The 24,751-nt window shown below is 70.5% G+C and carries 24 protein-coding genes, 1 pseudogene and 1 riboswitch; of the genes and pseudogenes, 7 read left to right on the top strand and 18 right to left on the bottom strand.

Going from position 1 to position 24,751, the window contains the following annotated elements; genetic code table 11:
• Window positions 1–26: 26 nt before the first annotated feature.
• The 7 genes from ACWEOH_RS11935 to ACWEOH_RS11905 form a co-directional block, all read right to left on the bottom strand.
• On the bottom strand, window positions 27–1,163 hold the full coding sequence (locus tag ACWEOH_RS11935) for a universal stress protein (protein ID WP_452031184.1): 1,137 nt from the start codon (window positions 1,161–1,163) through the stop codon (window positions 27–29).
• 358 nt (window positions 1,164–1,521) lie between these two features.
• Window positions 1,522–2,202, bottom strand: coding sequence for a GntR family transcriptional regulator (locus ACWEOH_RS11930; RefSeq protein WP_452031183.1), 681 nt, complete (start codon window positions 2,200–2,202; stop codon window positions 1,522–1,524).
• 65 nt (window positions 2,203–2,267) lie between these two features.
• Window positions 2,268–3,164 carry an EamA family transporter RarD gene (rarD, locus tag ACWEOH_RS11925; protein WP_452031181.1) on the bottom strand — a complete coding sequence of 299 codons (897 nt, stop codon included), beginning with the start codon at window positions 3,162–3,164 and terminating at the stop codon, window positions 2,268–2,270.
• A 150-nt stretch (window positions 3,165–3,314) separates the two neighbouring features.
• The gene (locus tag ACWEOH_RS11920) at window positions 3,315–4,670 is read right to left on the bottom strand and encodes an MFS transporter (RefSeq protein ID WP_452031179.1); all 1,356 of its coding nucleotides are present in this window, start codon (window positions 4,668–4,670) and stop codon (window positions 3,315–3,317) included.
• 102 nt (window positions 4,671–4,772) lie between these two features.
• Window positions 4,773–5,669, bottom strand: coding sequence for a 4-hydroxy-tetrahydrodipicolinate synthase (dapA, locus tag ACWEOH_RS11915; protein WP_452031177.1), 897 nt, complete (start codon window positions 5,667–5,669; stop codon window positions 4,773–4,775).
• Window positions 5,666–7,108 (bottom strand): protoporphyrinogen/coproporphyrinogen oxidase, encoded by a 1,443-nt coding sequence (locus ACWEOH_RS11910; RefSeq protein ID WP_452031175.1) that lies wholly within the window; start codon window positions 7,106–7,108, stop codon window positions 5,666–5,668. The genes dapA and ACWEOH_RS11910 overlap by 4 nt, the downstream gene beginning before the upstream one ends.
• Window positions 7,109–7,509: 401 nt before the next feature.
• Window positions 7,510–7,797 carry a hypothetical protein gene (locus ACWEOH_RS11905; RefSeq protein ID WP_452031173.1) on the bottom strand — a complete coding sequence of 96 codons (288 nt, stop codon included), beginning with the start codon at window positions 7,795–7,797 and terminating at the stop codon, window positions 7,510–7,512.
• Window positions 7,798–7,981: 184 nt separating this feature from the next.
• Window positions 7,982–8,097: riboswitch (SAM riboswitch) on the top strand.
• Window positions 8,098–8,238: 141 nt separating this feature from the next.
• Here ACWEOH_RS11905 and ACWEOH_RS11900 point away from each other — a divergent pair.
• Window positions 8,239–8,526 carry a hypothetical protein gene (locus ACWEOH_RS11900; protein ID WP_452031171.1) on the top strand — a complete coding sequence of 96 codons (288 nt, stop codon included), beginning with the start codon at window positions 8,239–8,241 and terminating at the stop codon, window positions 8,524–8,526.
• A gap of 66 nt (window positions 8,527–8,592) precedes the next feature.
• Window positions 8,593–11,289 carry an AMP-binding protein gene (locus ACWEOH_RS11895; RefSeq protein WP_452031169.1) on the top strand — a complete coding sequence of 899 codons (2,697 nt, stop codon included), beginning with the start codon at window positions 8,593–8,595 and terminating at the stop codon, window positions 11,287–11,289.
• On the opposite strand, the gene ACWEOH_RS11890 is transcribed toward ACWEOH_RS11895, so the two are convergent.
• The 5 genes from ACWEOH_RS11890 to ACWEOH_RS11870 form a co-directional block, all read right to left on the bottom strand.
• Window positions 11,229–12,323, bottom strand: coding sequence for an ABC transporter ATP-binding protein (locus ACWEOH_RS11890; RefSeq protein ID WP_452031167.1), 1,095 nt, complete (start codon window positions 12,321–12,323; stop codon window positions 11,229–11,231). The genes ACWEOH_RS11895 and ACWEOH_RS11890 overlap by 61 nt on opposite strands.
• Window positions 12,320–13,807 carry an ABC transporter permease gene (locus ACWEOH_RS11885; RefSeq protein ID WP_452031165.1) on the bottom strand — a complete coding sequence of 496 codons (1,488 nt, stop codon included), beginning with the start codon at window positions 13,805–13,807 and terminating at the stop codon, window positions 12,320–12,322. The genes ACWEOH_RS11890 and ACWEOH_RS11885 overlap by 4 nt, the downstream gene beginning before the upstream one ends.
• Window positions 13,808–13,875: 68 nt before the next feature.
• Window positions 13,876–14,895, bottom strand: a complete 1,020-nt coding sequence (locus ACWEOH_RS11880; protein WP_452031163.1) for an iron ABC transporter substrate-binding protein — start codon at window positions 14,893–14,895, stop codon at window positions 13,876–13,878.
• Between the two features lie 112 nt (window positions 14,896–15,007).
• Window positions 15,008–16,120, bottom strand: coding sequence for a sensor histidine kinase (locus ACWEOH_RS11875; RefSeq protein WP_452031161.1), 1,113 nt, complete (start codon window positions 16,118–16,120; stop codon window positions 15,008–15,010).
• Window positions 16,113–16,808, bottom strand: coding sequence for a response regulator transcription factor (locus ACWEOH_RS11870; RefSeq protein ID WP_452031160.1), 696 nt, complete (start codon window positions 16,806–16,808; stop codon window positions 16,113–16,115). The genes ACWEOH_RS11875 and ACWEOH_RS11870 overlap by 8 nt, the downstream gene beginning before the upstream one ends.
• 88 nt (window positions 16,809–16,896) lie before the next feature.
• Between ACWEOH_RS11870 and ACWEOH_RS11865 the strand changes: the two genes are divergently transcribed.
• Entirely contained in the window at window positions 16,897–17,553 is a 657-nt protein-coding gene (locus ACWEOH_RS11865; RefSeq protein ID WP_452031158.1) for a M15 family metallopeptidase, read from the top strand.
• The gene (locus ACWEOH_RS11860) at window positions 17,550–18,125 is read left to right on the top strand and encodes a VanZ family protein (protein ID WP_452031156.1); all 576 of its coding nucleotides are present in this window, start codon (window positions 17,550–17,552) and stop codon (window positions 18,123–18,125) included. The genes ACWEOH_RS11865 and ACWEOH_RS11860 overlap by 4 nt, the downstream gene beginning before the upstream one ends.
• 11 nt (window positions 18,126–18,136) lie before the next feature.
• Here ACWEOH_RS11860 and ACWEOH_RS11855 read toward each other — a convergent pair whose 3' ends face one another.
• The 4 genes from ACWEOH_RS11855 to ACWEOH_RS11840 form a co-directional block, all read right to left on the bottom strand.
• Window positions 18,137–18,850 carry a hypothetical protein gene (locus tag ACWEOH_RS11855; protein WP_452031154.1) on the bottom strand — a complete coding sequence of 238 codons (714 nt, stop codon included), beginning with the start codon at window positions 18,848–18,850 and terminating at the stop codon, window positions 18,137–18,139.
• An 11-nt stretch (window positions 18,851–18,861) separates the two neighbouring features.
• Complete coding sequence (locus tag ACWEOH_RS11850; protein ID WP_452031152.1) at window positions 18,862–20,055, bottom strand: globin domain-containing protein; 1,194 nt, start codon at window positions 20,053–20,055, stop codon at window positions 18,862–18,864.
• Window positions 20,056–20,059: 4 nt separating this feature from the next.
• Window positions 20,060–20,467 (bottom strand): group I truncated hemoglobin, encoded by a 408-nt coding sequence (locus ACWEOH_RS11845; protein ID WP_452031150.1) that lies wholly within the window; start codon window positions 20,465–20,467, stop codon window positions 20,060–20,062.
• A 221-nt stretch (window positions 20,468–20,688) separates the two neighbouring features.
• On the bottom strand, window positions 20,689–21,057 hold the full coding sequence (locus ACWEOH_RS11840) for a DoxX family protein (protein WP_452031148.1): 369 nt from the start codon (window positions 21,055–21,057) through the stop codon (window positions 20,689–20,691).
• 133 nt (window positions 21,058–21,190) lie between these two features.
• Here ACWEOH_RS11840 and ACWEOH_RS11835 point away from each other — a divergent pair, with 133 nt between their 5' ends.
• Complete coding sequence (locus tag ACWEOH_RS11835; protein ID WP_452031146.1) at window positions 21,191–21,625, top strand: winged helix-turn-helix transcriptional regulator; 435 nt, start codon at window positions 21,191–21,193, stop codon at window positions 21,623–21,625.
• On the opposite strand, the gene ACWEOH_RS11830 is transcribed toward ACWEOH_RS11835, so the two are convergent.
• Window positions 21,567–22,193 (bottom strand): GNAT family N-acetyltransferase, encoded by a 627-nt coding sequence (locus ACWEOH_RS11830; protein WP_452031144.1) that lies wholly within the window; start codon window positions 22,191–22,193, stop codon window positions 21,567–21,569. The genes ACWEOH_RS11835 and ACWEOH_RS11830 overlap by 59 nt on opposite strands.
• Before the next feature lie 72 nt (window positions 22,194–22,265).
• Between ACWEOH_RS11830 and ACWEOH_RS11825 the strand changes: the two genes are divergently transcribed.
• Window positions 22,266–23,171, top strand: coding sequence for a helix-turn-helix transcriptional regulator (locus tag ACWEOH_RS11825; protein WP_452031142.1), 906 nt, complete (start codon window positions 22,266–22,268; stop codon window positions 23,169–23,171).
• A gap of 92 nt (window positions 23,172–23,263) precedes the next feature.
• Here ACWEOH_RS11825 and ACWEOH_RS11820 read toward each other — a convergent pair whose 3' ends face one another.
• Window positions 23,264–24,250 (bottom strand): aldo/keto reductase, encoded by a 987-nt coding sequence (locus ACWEOH_RS11820; protein WP_452031140.1) that lies wholly within the window; start codon window positions 24,248–24,250, stop codon window positions 23,264–23,266.
• 117 nt (window positions 24,251–24,367) lie between these two features.
• On the opposite strand from ACWEOH_RS11820, the pseudogene ACWEOH_RS11815 reads away from it, so the two are divergent.
• Window positions 24,368–24,751 (top strand): annotated as a pseudogene (locus ACWEOH_RS11815) (DUF2255 family protein); the annotation flags it as partial.

Below are 24,751 nucleotides of genomic sequence, written 5' to 3'. Positions count from 1 at the left end.
CTCCGCCGGCGCATCGTCGGTGATGCTCACGCACTTGGGGTGACGATCAGCACCGGCGTCGGCGGCTCCACGAGGAGGTCGTGGCTGACCGATCCAATGTAGAACCGTGTGAATGCCCCTGCGCCGTGGCTCGCGACGACGAGTAGCCGCGATGTGCGGCCGATGGTGCGCAGAACCTCCGCCGCAGGGCCGATCTCGAGCCAACCGGTCGGCCTTGCGCCCAGCCCTCGCGCGTACTCGACCGCCTCGTCGAGGAGGTCGCGGTGGATCTCCTCGAGCGTGTCGACGTCCGCCCCGTACCCGGACATCGCCCTGTCCCACTGGGCGGGGACCTGCCATGCGTGCACGATCTCCAGCGGTGCGTCGAGGCGTTCCGCCTCCGTCACCGCGATCTCGAGGGCGGCCATCGACGCCTGCGACCCGTCGACCCCGACGACCACGGGTCCCCGCCGTTCGATCGCCGGGGTCTTCGGAATGACCGCCACGGGTCCCCCTTCGCGGCGGCCGGCCAGGCGCGATCCGACGGTCCACCTGGTCGTCGAGCGGTGGTTCGGGCCGCCGACCACGACGAGCGTGTCGGGCGCGAGCCGCTCTGCAAACGCGTCGATCGCCGTGCCGTGGACGGTCTCCGTCTTCACTCGGAGACCGTGGTGCGACGCCCGCAGTCGTTCCGCGGCGTCCATCAACCTCGACCGTTCCGTTCGTTCATCGTCGGCCTGCGGGTACTCGCCGCCCGTCGGCTTCGCGCCGATGGCATGGAGGAGCGTCAGTGGTGCGTCCTGATCACACTCGGCGGCCCACTCCGCGGCCGCCTCCGACTCCGGCGTTCCGTCCCAACCTGCGATGACCCTGGCGAACATGCGTTCAGGATGACCCTGGACGCGACGCCTCGCTGGGTCGTAGGTCACATGGCACCCTGCAAACGACGGAGCTTCGGCCTCACACGATGACGGCGGCACTCTTACCGTGCGCCGACCGTCGCGCCAGAGTTGCCAGCGACTCTCGTCAGGCGAAGGGTCCACTACACGTCTCACCGAGGGGAACTGAAGGACGCGCGGTCGGTACAGTGGCGCGTTCTCTCGCCAACTCTCTGCCTCAAGAATGATCGAGCGCTCCTGCCCGTCGCGGCCGGGCGTCGCGTGGATGCGGAGAGGCGTGCCCACACGTTGCCCACAACCGAAGGCGTTTCTTGGACTTCCCAAGTGATTACGGCGGCCCCAACCTCCGCGTAACCACTGGGATCGCAGGGCGCGACCCGTGAGATCCCGCGGCATCCGGGCCGACCGAAAATCGAACGGTCACCGGATCGATGCCGGTCGGAGCCACGAGCGAAAGCCCCCGGACGTAGGTCTGGGGGCTTTCTCGCTGGGCGACGTGCCCAGAAGGCATGCGCTCGCAAGAGCTTGCGGTGAGCATGCCCACGGTCGGCGTCGGACCTTGCGCGCGGCGAGCGTCGCGGCGGCCGCCGGCCCCTCCTGTTCGGCACAGGCAGGCCCGCGGCGGAATGAGGTACTCGTGCGGTCAGGCGTGTGGTGATGCATGCAGCGCTTGCTCGATGCGCTGGGTGGCGGCATCGAGCGACGCCGCGGTGACGCGACCGGCCGCCGCGGCATCCGCAACTCGAACGGCTTCGAGGATGTCGCGCTGGTACCGGAGGAGGATCGACGGGTCGCCCGATTCGAGCTCTCGCCGTGCGCCGACGATCTTGTACGACCGACAGCGATCCCACAGCACCCGGATCATCTCGAGCAGGACCGAGTTGTCGGATGCCGCGTAGACGATGGCGAGGAATTCCTCGTCCCGCGCGAGGTACTCCACGATGTCGTGATCGGCCAAGGCGTTCGCCATGGCGGCGTACTCCTCCTCCATGCGGGCGATCGCGTGGGCCGACACCCGGGTCGAGCCGAGGATCGTGGCCTCCGTCTCGAGCACTCGGCGCACGGCATAGAGGTCGAGGAGCTCTCGGTCGGTGAATCCCTTCACGATCGCGCCCCGGTACGGAATCGCCTCCGCGAGTCCGATCTCCTCGAGTCGCCGGATCGCCTCGCGGACCGGCATGACGCTGGTTCCGAGTTCCTCGGCGAGGTCGCGGATGCGCAGCCGCTGACCCACGGGCAGCTCACCACTGAGGATCGCCGAGCGGATCGCCTCGAACGCCTGGTCGCCGACACGACCGCTGGTCTCGAGTCTCGGCAGGGGCATGGTCGGCATCCTATCGGGCGCGCATTCTCGCGAGACTGCAGCCGAGCGGAGCTCCGAGCACGGCCTCACGCGGATGCATCGGCGAACCTCCTTCTCCTCGTCCACGATCGGGCGGACGCGAATGCGTCGACCGCGAGCAGTGCCAGCGCGGCAGCGATGATGAGGTAGACCATGACGTCCGTGCCGTGCAGTTGCTCGCCGAGCAGCAGCGCCGCGACGAAGAGCAGGAGCGGCTCGACATACGTGAGCATCCCGAACACGGGCATGCTGAGCGCGCGGGATGCCGCAAGGTACGACGCCATGGCGACGGCCCCCGCAAACCCCGACACGATCACGGCGAGCTGCCCGACTGCGGTCCCAGCTCCGTCGGTCGTGAACAGGAGCCAGATCGCCAACGGGCTCAGCAGGGCCACCTCCGCGCCGAAGGCTGCGGATCCGTCGAGCCCCGACTTCCTCCGCACCGCGAAGTACAGGGCGTACCCGACGCAGATCGCGAAGGTGACCCATGAGACCGCACCGGTGAGGGCGAAGTTCAGCCCGACGGCCACGCCTGCGACGCCCACTGCGATCCACTGCAGTGAGGAGACGCGTTCCCTGAATCCGAAGCGACCCACCAGCACCAGCACGATCGGCAGGAGCAGGTAGCCGAGCGACGCGTCCAACGCGAACCCGTGCGCCGGTGCCCAGGCGAACAACCACATCTGGACCCCCACCAACCCGCTCGTGACGAGCAGCAGCAGTGGGGACCACCACGACCCGGTGAGGACGATCCGCAACTCGCGGAACGCTCGACGCTGGGCCCGGCCGATCAGCATGGTCGCGTAGCACGCGGCGGTGATGACGATCCGCCAGGCGAAGACGGCATCGGGCGAGGCGTCGATGATCCCGGAGACGTAGAACATCAGGCCGAACAGCGTGCTGGCGAGCAGCGACCAGGCGATGCCCCTCGCCGATCGCGACATGGTGCGCGGAGTCGAGATTCGTCGCGGTGACGGACGCGAGACGGTTACGGGCGATCGCTTCGACGTGATGTCGTATGCCTGACTCTGCATGGTTCCTCAACTCCTTTCGAGCTCGATCGAGTGCCGGTGCTCCGTGATCGTCGCGTCCGCCTACCCGACCGTGCTGTGGGCTCTCTCACGAGCGGGCGTGAGGGATGCCGCTTCAGCCAGCGTCTTCCCTCGCGTCTCGGGCGCCATGACGATGCACAGCACACCTCCGGCGAGTGTGATCACGCCTGCGAGGATCATGGTGGGCCCGATGCCGATTCCCGACAGTGCGAGCGGCACGAGGTACGTGCCGACGGCGGCACCGATACGGCTCAACGACGAGGCGAGACCCACGGCGGACCCACGCACTTCCGTCGGGAACAGCTCGTTCGGGTAGACCCACTGCATGATCTGGGTGCCGCCGATCAGCACGGCGTACGCCGCGAATAGCAGCAGGATGACGGCGGTGCTGGCGTTCGGGAAGATCCCGAGCGCGAGCAGGGCGAGTCCGCTCCAGATGAAGCTGTGGATGATGAGCGGACGGCGTCCCATCCGCTCGACGAGCGCCACGGCGATCAGGCAGCCGACGAGGAACATCACGGTGATGACTGCGGCTCCGATGTGGGCGAGGTCGTCGCCGATGTGGAGGGCGGAGAGGATGGCCGGCCCGAAGGCGTAGACCGCGAACAACGGAACGATGGAGCAGGTCCAGAACAGGGTGACGAAGGCGATCCGCTTGCCGTAGCCCCCGCGAAGGAGGTCTCGGATTCTCACCTTGCTCGCGCCCTCATCGGCCGCCATGAGGTCGTCGGTGGTCACTCCGCGCCCGTAGACCTTCGTGATGACCTCCTGCGCCTCCTCGACGCGGCCTCGCTTCATGAGCCAGCGCGGCGACTCGGGTGTGCCCATGCGCGCCAGGACGATGATCAGTCCGGGCAGGGCGGCGCTCGCGAGCATCCAGCGCCAGCCGTCGTCGAACTGCAGCAGGAACTGCCCGACCATGTAGGCCACCGCAGCGCCGATGAACCACGTCGTGACGAAGGCGCCGAGCAGCCGGCCGCGGTATCGCCGCGGCGTGAACTCCGCAAGGAGGGAGGTCGCGATCGGGTAGTCGGCGCCGACGGCGACGCCGATGAGCAGGCGCAGCACGATGAGCCAGAACGCATCGTGGACGAACGCCTGCAGCACCGAGCACGCGACGAGGGCGATCAGGTCCACCGTGAAGAGCAGGTGGCGTCCGAACTTGTCCGTGAGCCATCCGCCCAGGAACGCACCGAAGAAGATGCCGATCAGTGCTGCTGCACCGATGAGGCCCTGTTCGGATGCGGTCAGGTCGAAGGCGGGCGTGATCTGCACCATCGCGACGCCGATGATGCTGAGGATGTAGCCGTCGAGGAACGGCCCGCCGGCCGTGAAGACGGCCAGGCGCTTGTGGAACTTCGAGAGTGGCGCGTCATCGAACGCGTTGATCGTGGTCATGGGGATGTCCTTCCGGCTCTTCGTTGAGTTCGGGCCGACTCGGCGAGGGCGCCGTGCCGATGGAGGTTCTTGGAGATCGCTCGGGACTGTCGAGCGATCACTTCATCGCGCGCCGACTGGAGCGAGCGCGGAGAGCGCCCCCTCGATGCGGTCGAGGACCTCGGGACCGAGCTTCGTGGTCGGGCGACGGGGCGAGCCGACCGGTTCGCCCTGCAGGGCGAGGCCGGCCTTCACGGCGGGGATGAACGGCGCCGACAGCAACGCGTCGATCACGGGGTACAGTGCCTGCCACCGTGTCAGCGCACCGTTGAGGTCGCCCTGCGCGATGAGCCTGCTCACCGCAACGATCTCGTTGGGCACGACATTGGCCGTGCCGGCCATCACGCCCGCTGCCCCCTCGACCAGGGCGCTGTAGAGGTAGGCGTCCCAGCCGATGAACGTGCCGATGACGTCGTCGTGGTGGTGGATGAGCTGGAGCGCCTGCTCCCAGTTCGCGCTCGAATCCTTGATGTACCGGATGTTCTCGACGTCGCTCGCGAGCGCGCGGACGGTGTCGGGATCGAGGTTGACGCCCGTCACCGACGGGATGTTGTAGAGCATGACCGGCAGGTCGACCGCCTCCGCGACATCCGTGAGGTAGACCACCGTCTCGGCGGTCGAGAGCGGCTCGTAGTAGGGCGTGATGAGCATGAGCACGTCGGCACCGGACCGCTGGGCGGCCCGCGAGAGTCGAATGGCCTCCGAGGTCGAGGTCGCCCCGGTCTGGGCGATGACGGGGACGCGGCCGGCGGTGTGGTCGATGACCGTGTCGATGAGCTCGCGGCGCTCGTCGGACGAGAGCGCCCCGACCTCACCGGTCGATCCGGCGGCGACGACGCCGTCCACACCGGCCTCGATCGATCGGTCCACGACTCGACGCAGCGCCGCGACGTCGATGGACTCGTCAGGGCCGAAGGGGGTGGTGAGCGCGGTGAGGACGCCCCGGAGCTGGCTGGTCATGCGATGGTCCTTTCCTGGACAGGGTGGAGTGAAGTGGTCTTCGCAGCGGACGCCAGCGGAGTGGGCCGGCTGACCGTCGTGCGCGTCTGCCGCTCGGTGGCGAGCACGCTCGCAGCATCCTGCGCGGCCGAGAAACCCGACGTGATCGACGTCTCGGTGTAGAGCGTGCCGAGGTAGTCGCCTGCGAGGAACACGCGAGGCGCGCCGCGCAGCAGTGTCGGCTGCAGCTTCGCGCGGCCGGGGAACGAGTACGGGGAGGCGACCTCCCAGCGTTCGGCCTTCGCCTCCACCACCGTCTTCGAGAAGCCCGGTGCGTCCAGCACCTGCTCGAGGTCGGCGAGGTGAGTTCGAGTGATCTCGTCGTCGCTCTTGTCGAGGAGCGCCCGGCCGAGGGCGGCCGGAGAGAAGGTCATGAAGCTGCCGCCCGGCTGGCGAACGGACTCGGAGCCGCGCACGATGCTGGCCTGGTTGAGGGCGATCGCGAACGAACGCTTCGGCGCCGCGATCGCGTAGATGTCGTCCCAGGGGCGGGGGGACGTCTCATCGGTGAGGAACGCGGAGCTCACGTGAGGGCCGTACTTGATGCGGCCGAGGGCCTCGCGAAGCTCGGCCGGCAGGTCCACGCCGATCCGCTGGGACACGTCGGCCGTCGTGGCCAGGATCACGGTGCGGGCTTCCACCTCACGGTCCGTGCCGTCCTGGCGGTAGCGGACGACCACGGAGTTCTGCTTGTGGATGACTTCCTGCACCTCGGCGCCGAGCTGCACGCGGTCTCCGAGCGCGGCGGCGACCGACTCGGTCAGGGTCGAGGGGCCGCCGACGATCCCACGGCTCAGGCCTTGGCCGAATCCGAGCACGAGGCTGAAGTATCCGATCCCCGCGCCGGCGGAGATCTGGTCCATGTTCCCCGCCGAGCGTGTCACCGTCGTCTTGAACAGCGCGGCCGCATCCTCGGGGAGGTCGCCGATGAAGTCCGCGAACGTCTCGCCGTTGGCGAAGTCGTAGATCCGCTGCTGTCGCATGGCGCCCGACTCCCCTGGGCGCTTGCGCACGACACCCGTGTACTTCGCGACGCCCTGGACGATCTTGAGCCCCGCCTTGAACGTCGCCACGCGAGCACCGAGTGACATCGGAATGCGCAGCGGATAGGTCGCGATATGTCCCTTGCGGATGAACTTCCCGTTCATCGAAAGCGCTTGGAGCGAACCGGGGACGGCGACCGCCATGACCCCGACCTCGTTGAGTAGGGCATCAGTCGACGAACCCAGACCGGCGAACACATGCCCGCCCCAGTTCAACCAGTAGTCGCCCCGACGCTCGGAGCGGATACGGCCGCCGACCCGTTGGTCGGACTCGAGAACGAGCGTGTCCCAGTGACGCAGCCGCCAGGCCGCTGAGAGGCCGGCGAGTCCCCCGCCGACGATCACGACATCCTTCATCTCAGTACTCCTTCGTCTGAATTGAAGAAAACTGTAATCTGTGATCACAAATCACACAAGAGTCAGTTTGCGTTGGGGCGTTCCACCCCCACTGCCACGGGAGGGTTCGGTCTGATCGAGCCGCAACGTGATCACGTGGCACCAGGATTCCGCGTGTTCATTGGGATCGCGCGCTGACGAGCCCGAAGGGGCGCGGCATCCGGGCCGACTCAAAATCGAAAGGTCACCGAATCGATGCCGGTCGGAGCCACATCGAAAACCCCCGGACGAAGGTCCGGGGGTTTCCCGTTGGGCGCTCGTGCGTGCTGATATCTACATCTCTCTCCGGCGACCACCTTCATCTGGCCGGTGGAGGAGCTGTGCCCGGCTCCCACCTTCCCTGGGTGGCCGGGCACCCTCCGTCACTCGCCGAGGATCGACGCGCTCAGCTCGCTGAGCCAGATGTCCTCGTCGGGATGGACCGGCTCGTCGCCGAGTGCCTCCACCCGCCGTCGGTAGACGGCCTCAGTCTCACGCAACCGCCGTCGCAGCTCCACGATCTCGTCGAGGAGGGCCGGCACCCAGCGTGCAACCATCAGCCACGCCCAGAAGGTGTTCGTCTCCTCGGCATCAGCGTGCCGCTGACGGACCAACGCGACATCGATCGGGATGCTCGGGCCGGACGAGGTGACGGAAAGGTGCTCAGACATGGGTCTCCTTCGGAATGAGCCGCCCGGGCTGGGCGGCCTACCAAGAAGGAGCGGAGTCTGCGCGGTGATCACCGTAGCAGGGTTCGCCGGTGTCGCCCGAGGCGCCCGCCAAGCTGAAGATCCCACCGCGGCTGATCGGTGGGCGGATGGGCGGATGTCGGTGCTCACGTCTATGGTGGGTTCCGGTCAAGAGATCCACCCGCAGCCTCCGGACAGGGTGGACGGCAACCGCGCTCCCGGCACGGTGCCCACCGGAGAAGACCTGACCCGCGGTGGACCGACGGCGGGTAAGAAGGGCGCACGCCCCCGATGATGGGACGATCCATGCACGACATCCGACCCTGCGAATCCACTCCGTGCCACTCATTCTGGCCCGGCCATCAGCTGCATCCGATCCACGCCGGCGCCATCGGGCGCACGCCGGAGGGGTGGCGCGACGGGGTGATCACCGCGATCGACGACGGTGCGGTGACCGTCGACTACCTGCTCGAGGATGCGTCCGCCGTGGTCTGGCACCACCGCGACCTGAGAAGTTCCGTCAGGATCGGCGAGCCGGTGGCCGTGCACGAGCAGTACCACGCGCTCCAGGTCGGTCGACGGCTCCTGAACGTCACGATCATCACCGGTGTCGGACGCACGCCGGCGGCCCCATCGCTCGGACGGCCCGAACGGCAGGTCTTCGTCGTCGACCTCGAGGGTGGAGAGGGTGAACCACTGGACGCGAAGTAGCTGAGCCGACACTGGCGCCTTAGGGTAGGCTAACCTGACCCCCTGTTCGCCAACCGGAGATCCGTCGTGCTCAGAACCGCACCCACGCCCGGACTGACCCTCCTCGGTGGGAACCCCCACGACGTCGCACTGGTGTCGGGCGACGAACGGATCAGCTACGGCGAGCTCGCCGACCGGGTCGACGCGCGACGGGTCGAGCTCGGCACCGGCCGACGCCTCGTGATGCTGCAGGCGGCGAACGCCGTGGAGCCCATCGTCACGTACTTGTCCGCACTGGCCGGCGGGCACCCGGTGCTGCTGGTCGCCCCTGGCGAGGACGAGGGATCGATCCGGCATCGCGCGTCGCTCGCTGAGCGGTTCGACCCCGACCTCGTCGCGGCCGGGTCGGGCGACGCGGTCGCGCTGCACGAGGTCCGCGAGGGCAGTGTGCACCGGTTCGCTCCTGAGCTCGCGCTGCTGGCCAGCACGTCGGGCTCGACCGGGTCCCCGAAGCTCGTGCGCCTCTCGCGGAAGAACCTCGAGAGCAACGCGCGCGCGATCGCCGAGTACCTGCGGCTGACACCCGACGACCGGGCGGCGACGACCCTGCCGATGCACTACTGCTACGGGCTCTCCGTCATCAACAGCCACCTCGTCGCCGGTGCGAGCCTCGTGCTCACCGAGCGCTCGGTCACCGATGCCGGGTTCTGGCACGAGGCATCCGAGCACCGGATCACGTCGTTCGCCGGGGTGCCCTACACCTTCGAGCTGCTCGAGGCCGGCGGGTTCGCCGAGCGGATGCCCTCGAGCATCCGCTACCTCACGCAGGCCGGCGGACGGCTGGCGCCCGAGGCCGTGCGCCGGTTCGCCCGGCTCGGCGAGCGCCGGGCGTTCGAGTTCTTCGTCATGTACGGCCAGACCGAGGCGACGGCGCGCATGGCGTACGTCCCCGCCGAGCTGGCCGAGCAGGCCGCTGGCTCGATCGGCCGGCCGATCCCGGGCGGCCGGCTCCGCATCGACGCCGAGCCCGGTGCGCACGTCGGGGAGCTCGTGTACGAAGGCCCGAACGTGATGCTCGGGTACGCCGAGTCGCCCGAGGACTTCGCGCTCGGGCGCACCGTCCACGAGCTCCGCACCGGGGACCTCGCGAAGCAGCGCGAGGACGGCCTGTTCGAGGTCGTCGGCCGCATGAACCGGTTCGTCAAGGTCTTCGGGCTCCGGGTCGACCTGGACGCGGTGCAGCGCCTTCTCGCCGACGAGGGCATCGAGGTGCGCACCGCGAGCGCAGGCGAGCGGCTGCTCGTGTTCGTCCGCGCCGAGCGACAGCTCGAGGCGGCGCGGACGCGGGCGGCGGCGCTGCTCGGCATCCCCGGTCACGCCGTGCGGGCCTACCCCATCGCGGAGTTCCCGTGCACGTCGACCGGCAAGCCCGACTTCGCCGCTCTCGTGCGCCACGCCGACCTGCTCGACCGCCGCGCCGACGAGACCGCCACGGGTGCCGCGGGCGGCACGGTCACGGCCGACACCATTCGCGACCTCTACGCCGAGCTGCTGGGCCGGCCCGACGCGACGCCCGACGACACCTTCGCCGGGCTGGGCGGCGACTCGCTCAGCTATGTCGAGGTCTCCCTCCGGCTCGAGGAGCTGCTCGGCCGCCTTCCACGCGACTGGCCCTCGCAGTCCCCACGCGCCCTGGCCGAGGCCGACGCGACCACGGATGCCGCCGCCGACGGCCGCGCGGGCGCCGAATCCGCACCCGACGGAGCCCCGGCGACAGCGGACGCACCGGGAGCCGAGCCCCGCCGGAAGGCCGCCAAGCGCTCCCGCTCCTGGTTCCCGCACGTCGAGACCCCGGCGACCCTGCGGGCGATCGCCATCGTCCTGATCGTCGCGACCCACGCCGACCTGCTCGGCGTGAAGGGCGGCGCCCATCTCCTGCTCGCCGTGGCGGGGTACAACCTCGCCCGGTTCCAGCTCGCGACGGGGGCCGGCGGTGCCCGCGCCCGGCGCCTGCTCCGCAGCGCGGCGCAGATCGCGATCCCCGCGGTGCTCTGGATCGGCGCGGTCGCGCTGGTCAGCGGCAAGTACATGCCGACGACCGCGCTGCTCGTGAACAACCTGGTTCCGGGCGACGGACGCTGGAACGAGCAGTGGCAGTTCTGGTTCCTCGAGGCGGCCGTCTGGACGATGCTGGGCCTCGCCCTGCTGTTCGCCGTCCGGCCCGTCGACCGGCTCGAGCGGCGGCATCCGTGGGCGTTCGCACTCGCGCTGCTCGCGGCGACGCTGGGACTGCGATTCGCGCTCGTCGGCATCGACGCGCACGGCGTCGAGCGCTACGCCGTGGCGACCGTGCTGTGGTGCCTGGTGCTCGGCTGGGCGGTCGCGCGGGCCGACACCGTGCGCAAGCGGCTCCTCGTGTCGGCCGTCGCCGTTGCGGCCACCGTCGGGTTCTTCGGCGATCCGGTGCGCGAGGGGGTGGTGATCACGGGCATCCTGCTGCTCGTCTGGGCGCCGAGCCTTCGGATGCCGCGCCCGCTCGTGCCCGTCGTGCGGCTCCTGGCCGGGGCATCCCTCTTCATCTACCTGACGCACTGGGTAGTGTACCCACCGTGGGAGCAGTCGGCGCCGTGGCTCGGCACGCTGCTCTCGCTCGCGGTGGGCGTGGCCGCGTGGTACGCCTATCGCCTGGCGACGAAGGGCCTCGGCGCGTTGCGCCGCCGACGTCAGCCGGCCGGAGTCGCGTCGGGGACGAGCGCGCGCCGCCGGAGCGCGGTCTCGGGGTAGAGCACCACACCGCCGTCGACGTCGACCGTCACGGCGGAGCCGGTGCTGAACCGCGCCGCCTCGTGCAGCGGCACCCGGTGGGTCACCTCGACGTGGATCTCGGATGCCCCGATCCGCAGCCGCAGCTCCGCGGTGCTGCCCGCCGAGCGCATCCCCACGACGGTCGCGTTGCCGCCGTCGGCGGCATCGTCGACCCGGAGCTGCGACGGCCGGAGCATGGCGCAGACGCGGGGAGCGCCCCCGCTGCGGTCGTGGCGCACCTGGAGGCATCCGAACGCGCACATGGCGAGCGCCTCGCCCGCGGCCTCAGCCGGGACCATCACGACGTCGCCGAGGAACTCCGCGATCTCCGCGTCGACCGGGGCGTCGAAGACCTCGGACGGCCGACCGGACTGCACGAGGCGACCGTCGGCGATGACGCCGATCTGGTGCCCGAACGCCAGCGCCTCCTCCTGGTCGTGTGTGACCAGCACCGTCGTGACGCCGCTTCGATCGAGCGCTTCCACCATCGCCGCGCGCGTGTGCGCGCGCAGGCCGGTGTCGAGGGCGCTGAACGGCTCGTCGAGCAGGATCACCGACGGCTCGAGGGCGAGCGCACGGGCGAGTGCGACGCGCTGCTGCTGCCCGCCCGAGAGCTGGTGCGGGTACCGGTCGGCGAGCGCGGGGTCGAGCGAGGCGATGTCCATCACCTCGCGCACGCGCCGAGCACGGTCGGGACGACGGCGGATGCCGAAGGCGATGTTCCGTGCCACCGTGAGGTGCGGGAACAGGGCGCCGTCCTGGGCGACGTAGCCGATGCCCCGCCGATGCGCCGGAACGTCGGGGCCGCGACCCGCGAGCGCGCGGCCGTCGAGCGCGACCGTGCCCGAGTCGGGGCGCTCGAAGCCGGCGATGATGCGCAGCAGCGTGCTCTTGCCGCTCCCGGAGGCGCCGACGATCGCCAGGCGCGCGCCGCGCGGCACGTCGATCGACACCGCGTCGAGCACGCCGAGGCGGCCGAACGACTTCGAGACGTCGGTCAGCTGCAGGCTCATGGAGTCCTCCTGGCTTTCACTTGGGCGAGCATGAGCGCCACCGCCGGGATCGACAGCAGCACGAGCGTGAGTGCGTAGGGTGCGGCGGCCGGGTAGTCGACCGCGGATGCCGCGGCCCAGAACCCCGTGGCCACCGTCGTAGTCCCCGTGGGGGCGAGCAGCAGCGTCGCGGTGAGCTCGTTCGCGGCGCCGAGCGCGACGAGTGCGCCACCGGCCGCGAGCGACGGAAGCAGCAGCGGACCCGTCACGCGGAGCTTCGCAGCGAACGGCGACGTGCCCAGCGAGCGGGCCGCCTCCTCGAGGGACTCGGGCACCTGCGCGATGCCGGCCCGCACCGACACGAGGGCGCGTGGGAGGAAGATCACCACGTAGGCCGCGATCACCGTCGCGACCGCCTGGTAGAGACCCGGCAGCACGCGGAGGGTGACGGTCACCAGCGCGAGCGCGACGATGATCGCCGGCAGGCTGCTGGCGAAGTAGTACGCGCCCTCGAGCGTCCGAGCGACCCGCCCCGGATACCGCGCGGAGAGCCAGGCCGCCGGCAGGGCGACCGCCAGCGCGGCGACCGCGCCGCCGACGGCGAGCAGCAGCGTCTGCACGGTGGCGTCGACGACGGGCGCCCAGCTCGCGGCATCCGTCACCAGCGCCCAGCGCACCACGCTGACGAGCGGCACGACCGACGAGGCTACCGCCAGCGCGACGAGCGCGATCACGACCAGCGGCGTTGCGCGACCGAGGCCGAGCCGCGGGGCCGGATGCGGCGAGCCGCCGCCGACCCGGGCGTAGCGCAGGCGACCGCGTGCGGTGGCCTCGACGAGGAGCACGATGAAGCAGAGCAGCGCGAGCACGACGCCGAGCGCCGCGGCGTTGGGGCCGGCGAAGCTCGACTGGTAGGCGACGACGATCGCGGTGGTGAACGTCTCGAAGCGGAGGAACGCGAACGCGCCGTATTCGGCGAGCAGGTGCAGGGCCACGACGAGGCCGCCGCCGAGCATCGCGAGCCGCAGCTGCGGGAGGACGACGCGGAGGAACACCACCCAGGAACCCATGCCCAGCGATCGCGCCGACTCCTCGAGCGCCGGGTCGAGGCCGCGGAGCGCGGCGAGCGCCGGCAGGTACACCAGCGGGTAGTAGGCCAGCACGGCGACGAGCAGGCCGCCGCCGAGACCGTTGATCGATGGGATCGCGCTCGCCCAGCCGTAGCTCGCGACGAACGCGGGGATCGTCAGCGGCACGACGAGCAGCACGGCGAACAGGCGCCGGGCCGGGAGGGCCGTGCGCTCGACCAGCCAGGCTCCGCCGACGCCGAGCACGACGGTCAGCGGCACCCCCAGCACGACCAGCAGGACCGTGTTCACGAGCAGTTCGCCCACGCGGGGGCGGAACACGAGCTCGGCGAGCTGCTGCCACCCCATCTCGGCGGCGACCTGGACGACGTAGCCGACGGGGATGAGCGCGGCGGCGCCGAGGACGGCGACGAGCACGACGAGTCCGGCGGGCGGTCGCCGCCGATCGGCGACCCTCGCCGGTGCTCGTGTCGTCGCCGTCTGGGTCAGAGGAGTCCGGCTTCCGTCATGAGGTCGATGACTTGGGGGCCGTTGAGCTTCGAGGGGTCGATCGCGGGCGCGCCGAGGGAGTCGAGCGCCGGCAGCGGCTCACGGGCGGGCACCCCCGAGCTCACGGGGTACTCGAAGCTGTAGCCCTCGCCGAGGATCGTCTGCCCCTCGGTGCCGGCGAGCCACGCGAGGAACTCCTGCGCCTCCTCGGCGCGCTCGCTCGACTGCAGCACCCCGCCGCCCGAGACGCTCACGAACGCACCGGGGTCCTGGTTGCCGAAGTAGTGCAGCTCGGTGTTGCCGCTGTTCTCGGCCGTCTCGTCCTGGTCGCGGTACCAGTAGTAGTGGTAGATCACGCCGACGGGCACCTCGCCCGCGTTGACGGCCTTCATCGTCGCGATGTTGTTGCGATAGATCGTGGCGTTCTCGTGCATGCCCTCGAGCCACGCGCTGGTGGCGTCCTCGCCCTGGGTCTCGAGCACGGCCGAGACGATGGCCTGGAAGTCGGCACCGCTCGGCGCCGCGCCCCAGCGGCCCTTCCACTCGGGCTGCTGGAGGTCCATGAGCGACGCCGGCAGCTCTGCCTCGGTGATGAGCGACGGGTTGTAGACGAGCACGGTCGAGCGCGCGGCGATGCCGGTCCACGCCCCCGTGGAGGGTCGGTACTGCTCGGGCACGAGCTCGAGCGTGGCCTCGTCGACCGGCGCGAACAGGCCGGCCTCCTCGACGAGCGACATGGCGGGCGAGTTCTCGGTGAGGAACACGTCGGCAGGCGAGGCGGATCCCTCGGCGACGAGCTGGTTCGCCAGCTCGCTGTCGCCGCCGTTGCGGAGCACGACGTCGATCCCCGTCTCCTTCGTGAAGGCCGCGACCCACTCCTCGGTGAGCTGCTCGTGCTGCGCGTTGTAGACGACGAGCGCGTCGTCGGGCGCGGCTCCTCCTCCCGTGGCGCAACCCGCGAGCAGGAGCGAGCCGGCGGCGAGCGGAACGAGGGCAGCACGGAGCAGGGGGCGCATAGAAGGGATCCTCACGACGGTAGGTAAGGCTATCCTAATGGTCGCGTCGGTCCCGAATTCGCACGGAGCGACGCACGGGGTCATCGTGCTCCCGGCATCCCGGTCCTCGGCGTCAGTCGGCGGCGGTCGCTCCGTGCATCGCCATGACGGATGCCGCGGGGAGCCGCACCGTGACCCGCAGGCCTCCGCCGGGGCGGGCGGCGATGGCGAGCGTCCCGTCGTGCGCCCGGGTGATGCTCGCGACGATGGCCAGCCCGAGGCCGACCCCCGCGTGGTCGGTGCGGATGCGTTCGGTGCCGCGCTGGAACGGCTCGGTGAGCGTGGAGACCAGCTGCGGGCTGAGCTGCTCGCCCGTGTTCTCGACGGTCAGCACGGCCGACTCGGCGTGGACCGCGGTCTCGATGTGCACCGTGCCGTGCTCGGGCAGGTTGTGGACGATCGCGTTGTGCATGAGGTTCGTCGTCAGCTGCAGCAGGAGCGCGTGCGATCCGAGGGCAGGGGTGATCTCCCCCGACGTCTCGATGCCGACGCCGTGCTTCTCCGCGAGCGGGAGGAGCGTCTCGGCGGCCTCCTCCGCGATGAGGGACAGGTCGACCGGCGTTCGGGTGAAGGACCGCTGGTCGGTGCGGCTGAGCAGGAGCAGCGCCTCGGTGAGCTCGATGGCTCGGGCGTTGACCATGCGGAGGCGTTCGATGAGCTCATCGTCGTCACGCCGCGGATCGTTCTGGGCGACCTCCAGCAGGGTCTGCGTGATCGCGAGCGGAGTCCGCAGCTCGTGGGAGGCGTTGGCCGCGAACCGCTGCTGCTCGGCCACCTGGGCCTCGAGCCGCGCGAGCATGGCGTCGAAGCTGTCGGCGAGCTCGCGGAACTCGTCCTGGCGGCCCTCCAGCTCGATCCGGTGGGAGAGCGACCCGCTCGCGGCCCTGCGGGTCGCCGTCGTGATGCGCGCGAGCGGCGCGAGCATGCGGCCGGCGAGGAGCCACCCGCCGAGCAGCCCGAACACGAGCAGGAAGCACAGCGCCCAGGCCGCCGCGGGCACGAACGCGCGCACGAGGTCGTCGCGGCCCGGTACGAACCCGGCGATGGTCTGGATCGCCTCGGGGGGCACGTAGCGCAGGAGGAACAGCCACACGACCGCGAGCAGCGCGGCGCCCGCGACCATGAGGAAGCCGGCGTAGCTCAGGGTGAGCTTGAACCGCACGCTCAGGCCCGGCGCCCTAGCCATGTCCGCCTCCCTCGCCGTCCGAGGCGGGTCCCGTGTCGATGCGGTAGCCGACGCCGGGAACCGTGGCGATCAGCCACGGTTCCCCGAGCCGCTTGCGCAGCGCGGAGACCGTGATGCGCACGGCGTTGGTGAACGGGTCGGCGTTCTCGTCCCAAGCCCGCTCGAGCAGTTCCTCGGCGCTGACGACGCCGCCCTCTGCGGCGACCAGCACCTCGAGCACGGCGAACTGCTTCCTCGTCAGCGCGATGTACCGCCCGTCGCGGAAGACCTCGCGGCGGAACGGATCGAGGCGCAGGCCCGCGAGCTCGCGCACGGGCGGCCGGCTGACCGCGCGCCGGCGGTCGAGCGCCCGCAGCCGCAGCACGAGCTCCCGCAGCTCGAACGGCTTGGTCAGGTAGTCGTCGGCGCCGAGCTCGAACCCCGACGCCTTGTCGTCGAGCCGGTCGGCGGCGGTCAGCATCAGGATCGGCATGCCGCTGCCCGATGCGACGATGCGTCGGGCGATGTCGTCGCCCGACGGCCCGGGGATGTCGCGGTCGAGCACGGCGATGTCGTAGGCGTTGATGCCCAGCAGCTCGAGTGCCGTGTCGCCGTCGCCGGCGATGTCCGCCGCGATGGCCTCGAGGCGCAGCCCGGCGCGGATGGCCTCCGCCATGAACGGCTCATCCTCGACGACCAGAACGCGCATGTCCTCGATGCTAGAAGGCGGCGCATATCGTCCGCCTATCGAAAACCGCATACGGCCTGGCAACGCCGCGCTGCGTTGACTTGGGCGCATGAGTCGATCCACCACCGCACGACGACGGCTGCGCCGGACCCTCGCGTTCCTCGCGGTCGGCCTGGCCGTCGCCACCGCCGCCGTCATCGGGGCATCCGCAGCCCAGTCGCCGCCGTCGTCGGCGACCCCGTTCGGCGAGATCCCTCGAGGCGATCTCCCCGGCCCGGCGACCGACGGCGCAGCGACCGAGACCGACGGCGCGATGACCGAGGCCGACGGCGTCCTGCCCGACGGCGTGACGGTCTTCGACGACCGTTACGCCGGCGTCACCAACCTCGACCCCGAGCTGCTCCGGGCGCTGCGCGATGCGGCGACGGATGCCTCCGCCGACGGCGTGGAGTTCCTCGTCAACAGCGGGTGGCGTTCCGCGGAGTACCAGGACCGGCTGCTCCGCGAGGCTCTCGCCACGTACGGCTCGGAGGCGGAGGCCGCCCGGTGGGTCGCCACGGCCGACACCTCCGCGCACGTCTCGGGGGACGCGGTCGACCTCGGGGCGACGGATGCGGCGTGGCTCTCGGAGTTCGGCGCCGCGTACGGCCTCTGCCCCACGTACGACAACGAGCCCTGGCACTACGAGCTGCGCCCCGAGGCGGTCGGCAGCGGATGCCCCGCGACGTATGCCGATCCCACGCAGGACCCGAGGATGCAGCAGTGAACGGGTCGCGATCCAGGACCGTCCTGGTCGTGCTGTTCGCCGTCTACCTCGTCCTGCTCGTGTGGCTGGTGCTCTGGAAGCTCGAGGTCCCGTGGGTCGGCGACGACGGGCGGCGCGTGGTCAAGCTCGTCCCGTTCGTGCCCGGCGACGGAACCGGGGCCAGCCGGCCGATCGAGGTCGTCGCGAACCTCCTGCTCTTCGTGCCGTTCGGCGTCTACCTCCGTCTCCTCGCGCCGTCGTGGTCGTGGTGGAGGGCGGCGGGTGTGTTCGCCGGCGCGAGCCTCGGCCTCGAGATCGCGCAGTACGTGCTGGCGGTCGGGAGCTCCGACGTGACCGACGTCATCGTGAACACCGGCGGCGGCCTGGCCGGCCTCGGACTGATCGCCGGCGCACGTCGCCGGCATGCAACGAGGACCGTCTCCGTCATCGTGCGCGCATGCTCGATCGGCACCGTGCTCGCCCTCGTCGCGAGCGGGGTCGTCGCGGCCTCACCGCTTCGCTACGGAGCGCCGGGCACTGGGCCGGGCCTCGACCGCACCCTGCCCGCGCAGCGTGTCGAACGCGGCGACTGACGAACGGACCCTCAGTGCGACTCGGCGGCCGATCCCGAGGCCGAGGGCGCCCAATCCGGCTCCCCGGTCGGACCCTCGTCCTCGTCGGTGGAGGCGTCTGCTTCGGCGGGCGCCGCACCGGCCTCGGCCGACGGCTGCGGCAGGCTGCCGAGGCGGTCGACCTGCTCGGTCAGCGCCTCGAGGACCGAGCGCAGCTGGATCTGCGCGACCTGTGCGTAGGTGCGGACGTACTCGATCTCGGGGACGGGCGGAACGTGCTCGGCGGGGATGGTCGCCGTCGCCGCCTGGCTGGCGGTGCTCTCGGCGCGCTCGAGGATCTCGCGGTACTGGCTGCGTGCGGTCAGCACGAGGTCGCGTGCGTACTGCTCGGCGTCGGCCACGGCCTTGTCGGCGATGAGCTGGGCCTGGGTGAGCAGCCCGACCGCGCCGGCCGTGATCTCGTCGTCGGAGTCGGGACCGGACGCACCCTGCGTGGTCTTCTGGGCTCGCAGTTCAGCGAGTTCCTGCCGCGTGGCGGCCGCGGCCGCCTTGACCTCGGCGATCGCCGTCGCGAGGTCGCGCATGAAGTTGTCGACCTCGAGGCGGTCGTAGGCGCCGCCCCGGATCTTCATGGTGAACTCGACCGAATGGGGGTCGGGGAGGTGGCTCACCGCGACGGCCAGGTCGTGCTCGGGCCCGCTGCCCGACTCGGCGAGGGTGTCGGGGTCGGTCTCGTTCTGCGACATGCGTGGTACCCCTATTCGCTCCCCGGCAGCCGAACCGGCTCCGGATCATGGGTGTGGTGGTGAAGTTCATGACTGTCTTCGTCGAGCGTCGCGAACTGCTCGAATCGGACGTCGGTCGGGGCGATCCCCGCGGCACGGAGCCGGGACACCGTGTGCCGCACCATCTCGGGCGAGCCGCATACCAGCGCGAGGCGTCCGTGCAGCGATCCCTCCTCCGCGGCGACATCGCCGACGAGGCCCTTCCGGCCGGGATAACTCGGGTCGTCGGAGACCACGGGCGTATACGTGAACCAGGGCCGGACCGCCAGGTTCTTCAGCAACCGGTTCTCGTAGAGGTTCCACGGCAGCCGTGCACCGTGGAAGAGGTGGACCTGGGGAGCCTTGCCCGTCGCCTGCCACTCCAGGTCGATCCGTTCGAGGTGGGAGCGGAGCGGAGCCAGGCCGGTGCCGCCGGCCACCATGATGAGGTCGCGCCGGCGCTCCTCCTGGTCGAGGGTCAGCTCCTGGCCGACGGGGGCGCCGATGCGGATGGTCTCGCCGGCCTCGAGGTGGCGGACCATGCTGCTGCTGACCTGGCCTCCGGGGACCATCTGGATGTGGAACTCGACGCTGCCGTCGGCACGCGGTGCGTTGGCCGGGCTGAGATAGCGCCACAGCCTCGGCCGGGCCGGGATCTCCACCGCAACCGACTGGCCCGGCTCGAACGCCAGCTGAGGTTCGGGGCGGACCTGGATGACCGTGAGGTCCATCCCGCGCCGATCGACCGCGGTCACGTGACCGCCCCAGGATGCCGGGCTGGTCGACTCGGACTCCTCGGCCGCCTTGACCATGACCGTGGCGATCAGCCCGTAGGCCTCGGCCCAGTCGGCGGCGACCTCATCCGTCCACCCGTCGCCGAGGAAGTGCTTCAGGGTGGCGAGCAGCGATGCGCCGACGGCGTTATAGTGCGCCGCGATGACCTCGAAGCGCCGGTGGTCGCGGCCCAGCTGCTCGATGAACCCGACCACCTCGTCGAGTTCGTCGACGCTCGACACGATCCGCCCGAGCGCACCGACGAGCCGATCGCGCTGCGTCGCCATCGAGACGGGGAACATGCCCCGCAGTTCGGGGTGCGACAGGAACAGGTGCGAGTAGAAGAACAGCGGCACCTCATCGCCGAGGCTCTCGGCCGCCGCCCATGTCCGCTTCAGCGCAGCGGTGTCCACCGCGTCACCCGGCCGCCGTGTCGTTCTCGATGATGTCGGGTGCCGTGCCCGCGACCGCCGTCACCGTGCGGTCGATGATCGCGGGCTCGACCCCGGCCTCGGTGAGTGCGGTCACGAGGTGACCCGCGACGGCGGTGAAGGCATCGGTCGTGATGCCCTTGCCCTGGTGGACGGTGCGCAGCTGACGGCCGGAGTACTCGACCGGACCACCCATCACCTGGGACACGAGGGCCGTCTGGTGTCGCTTGAGTCGGTCCATCTCGACGCCGTCGAAGTACCCGCGGAGTCGGTCGTCGTCGAGGATGAGGACGTAGAACCGGTCGACCACCGCGGCGACCGCCTGGCCGCCGCCGACCGCGTCGTAGTCGCTTCGCGCTTGGGTGTCGGACTGCTCGTCACGGTTGGCGTTCATCGGTGCGTTCCAATCACTGGCAGGGCAGGGGTGTTCCTTTCTTAGCAGAGTCGAACCGCGCACCTGAAGCCGTCAGGTCGGCATTGTGCAAACGCCCGAACAGGGGCACTGCGAACCGAACGTCACCGTCATCAGGCGTTTCAACAGAACCCGTCCGCGACGGAACCCCGAACGCGTCAGGGGATTTCCCAGCAACCGGAGCGTCCCAGCCCGCTCGCCGCTCAGCCGAGGAGCGCGGCGAACCCGAGCACGGCGCTCGTCGCCGCGAGGAGCAGCAGCACCACGTTCGCCGTGGGGTTCTCCTTGCGACGCACGTGCACCACGATGGCGCCCACCATCACGAGCGCGAGCGCGGACGCGGCGATCGGGCTCAGGATCGGCGCGATGCCGGTGAGTGCGGGCAGCACGATGCCGATGGCGCCGAGCACCTCGGCGGCGCCGATGACCTTCAGCGTCGGCTCGCTGAAGTCCTCGGTCCAGGCCATGCCGGATGCCGCGAGCGTCGCCTTCGGGCGGACGAGCTTCATGAGGCCGGCGGCGAAGAAGGCGAGTGCGACGAGGCCGCTGACGATCCAGAACGCGATGAGCATGAGGTCCCCTCTCGAGTGGCGATAGTTACTGTTTGTGCGTGACCACATGATGCGTGAGTATTGAGGGACGTGCAAAAGGCACATCAGCGTGCAGGAGGCACATGCGTGTGCGTGAGGAACATCGGAGGACACGATGACGATCGCCCTGGATTCGCAGTCGCAGCCCGCTCGCAGCGAGTACGAGGGCGCGTGCGCCAGCCGTGGTGACGGCGACGGGCGCGCCGTGCGCGAGGTGCTCGACCGCATCGGCGACAAGTGGTCGCTCCTCGTCATCGTCACGCTCGTCGACGGCCTGCTGCGCTTCACCGAGCTGCAGCGGCACATCCCCGGCATCTCGCAGCGGATGCTGACCCTGACCCTGCGCCAGCTCGAGCGCGACGGACTCGTCGCGCGCACGGTGCACGCCGAGGTCCCGCCGCGCGTCGAGTACGAGCTCACCGACGTCGGCCGCACGCTCATCGAGCCGTCCATGGCCCTGGCCGGCTGGGCGATCGAGAACTACCCGCGCATCACCGAGGCGCGGGAGCGCTTCGACGCGAACGCGCCGGCGCGACCGTCTTCACCATGACGGTGTTGCTCTTGCCCTTCGGACGGTCGAACCGGAACCCCTCCTGCTCGAACATGCTGCGGGTGACGCTGTACAGGAAGGACGCCGAGGTCTTCTTGCCCTGGGTGTCGTGCGGATAGGCCTCGACGACGCCACCGCCCGCCTCGGCGATCAGCTCGAGCGCGCCGCGCAACGCCGCCGCCGCGACGCCGCTTCGGCGATGGCGCTTGTCGACGAAGAAGCAGGTGAGGCGGTAGTCGGGAGGTTCGACGACGCCCGCGTCGTACTCCTTGCGGTGGTAGATGTTGGGCAGTTCGGCGGGCGGGCCATACTGGCACCAGGCGATCGCCTCCTCGCCGTCGAACACGAGCGCCGCATGCGCCCGACCCTCCGCGACGAGCCGCTGTTTCAACGCCCGATTGTCGTCGGCGGAGTAGGTCTTCTCCTCGGGCATCGTGTGGAAGTACGTGCACCAGCACCCGCCCCACACGCCGTTGTGGCGTTCGATGAGCGCGGCGTACGCGTCCCACGTCTCGGGACCGAGCGGCCTGATCGTGAATTCGGCCCCGTCCGAGTCTGCTCGCGCCATGCGGGCATGCTACGCCAGGCAGGCACCGCCAGGCCCTCCCAGAAGCGCGCGGTCCGGCCTACCGTGGTGAGCATGGCTGATGTTCGCGCCGAGGTCCGGGAGTTCCTGAGCTCCCGCCGCGCTCGGCTGACCCCGGAGCAGGCCGGGCTCCCCGCGTACGGCGGCAACCGGCGCGTGAAGGGCCTGCGGCGCGAAGAGGTGGCGATGCTCGCCGGAGTCTCGGTCGACTACTACGTGCGGCTCGAGCGCGGCAATCTCGGCGGGGCATCCGACAGCGTGCTCGACGCGCTCGCGACGACGCTGCAGCTCGACGAGGCCGAGCGGCAGTACCTCTACGACCTCGCGCGCGCCTCGGGGCCGGGCCTCACGCGCACCGCGAAGCCGAAGGCCTCGGTGCGGCCGGCCGTGCTGCAGGTGCTCGATGCGTTCTCGGATGCCCCGGCGTGGGTCCGCAACGGACGCCACGACATCCTCGCGGCCAACCGGCTGGCTCGCGCCCTCTACTCGCCGGTGTTCGACGATCCGCGACGGCCCGTGAACACGACCCGCTTCGCGTACCTGAACCCCGCGGCCAAGGAGTTCTGGCGCGACTACGACCAGGTCACGCACGACGCCGCGGCGATGCTGCGCATGGAGGCCGGCCGCAACCCGCACGATCCCGAGCTCATCCGGCTCGTCGGCGAACTGTCGACGCAGAGCGAGCTGTTCCGCGAGCGCTGGGCCTCGCGCGACGTGAAGTTCCACCGCAGCGGGCGGAAGCGCCTGCACCACCCGGTCGTCGGCGACCTCGACCTGGACTACGAGTCGATGGACCTGCCGAGCGAGCCCGGGCTCGTGCTCAACGTCTACACCGCCCCGGCCGGCTCGCCCTCGGCGGACGCGCTCAAGCTGCTCGCCTCGTGGGCCGCGACGCACGAGGCGGAGTTCGCGGCTGCCGACGAGGCCGTGCCCGCGAGCGCGCCGGCGAAGAAGCCCTAGGCCTCCTCACCGGCTGCGCGGCTCACGCCGGTGGGTACTCGTCGGCGGGCGGATGCCGCGTGGTCGTCGATGAGCGGATGCCGCGGCATCCGTCACCGGCCGACCATCTGCATGCCCGACGCGTCGTAGCGGTTGCCGGCCACGCCGACCCGCTCGACGAGCGCGTTGAGGTCGGCGAGGTCGTCGGCCGAGAGGGCGACGGACGTCGCGCCCGCGTTCTCGTCGACGCGCTCGCGACGGCGGGTGCCGGGGATGGGCACGATGAACGGGCGCTGGGCGAGCAGCCACGCGAGCGCGACCTGCGCCGGTGTCGCGCCCCGCTGCTCCGCCAGCGCGCGAACCTGGTCGATCAGCACCTGGTTGGCGGCGAGGTTCTCGGCTTCGAAGCGGGGCACGCGCGCACGGATCTCGTCGGGTGCGAAGGTGGCGTCGGCCGAGACCGCACCGGTGAAGAAACCCTTGCCGAGCGGGCTGAACGGCACGAACCCGATGCCGAGCTCGGCACACGCGTTCAGCACCTCGCCCTCGGGGTCGCGGGTCCACAGCGAGTACTCGCTCTGCACGGCCGTGACCGGGAAGGCCGCGTGCGCACGACGGATGGTCGTGGCCCCCGCCTCGGAGAGCCCGAAGTGCGCGACCTTGCCCTCGGCGATGAGTTCGCCGACGGCGCCGGCGACGTCCTCGACGGGCACGTCGGGATCGACGCGGTGCTGGTAGAACAGGTCGATCCGGTCGACCCCGAGCCGCTGGAGGGAGGCTTCGGCGACCCGCCGGATCTGCTCGGGGCGCGAGTCGAGGCCCTGCATGCGGCCGTCGACGATGTTCCATCCGAACTTCGTCGCGACCACCACCTGATCGCGGACGGGCGCGATCGCCTCGCCGACGAGCTCCTCGTTCACGTAGGGTCCGTAGACCTCGGCGGTGTCGATGAACGTCACGCCGTGCTCGACGGCGTAGCGCAGCACGTCGATCATGTCGTCGCGATCGCCCGGGTTCGGCCCGTAGCTCATGGACATGCCCATGGCGCCGATCCCGATGGCCGACACCCCGAGGCCCTGGCCGAGTGTTCTCGTGTGCATGGTCGTTCCTTCCTGGGGCGGCGTGGTGCCCGCGGCCACCTCCATCCCACGTCCTCCATCGTGCGCGCGGGAGACCCTGGCGTGACAGGTATTGACGGAGCCTGCCACGTGAGCGCCATGCGGTTCACAGTGGAGGTCGCACGTGACGAAAGGAACCCCATGCCCACGTGGACCCCCGACGAACTCCGCTCCCTCGACCGCGCCCCCGAGATCCGCGTGGCAGGCGGGCGGAAGGACGGCTCCCTCCGTACGCCCACGATCGTCTGGCACGTCGTCGTCGACGGCGCCCTCTTCGTGCGATCCGTGAAGGGAGCGGACGGACAGTGGTACCGAGGCGTCACGCGCCGACTCGAAGGCGCGATCGCCTGGAACGGTCGGCTCGTCGCCGTCGGGTACGCCCACGACGCGACCCACGATCCCGAGATCGATGCCGCCTACTCCGCGAAGTACGGCAGCGGATCGGCCACTCGAGCCATCACGAGCGCGACGGCCAAGGCGACG

It is taken from the genome of Agromyces sp. NPDC004153 (genome assembly GCF_053603635.1).
The sequence above is the reverse complement of the archived record's forward strand: the minus strand, read 5'-3'. Positions and strand labels throughout refer to the sequence as shown.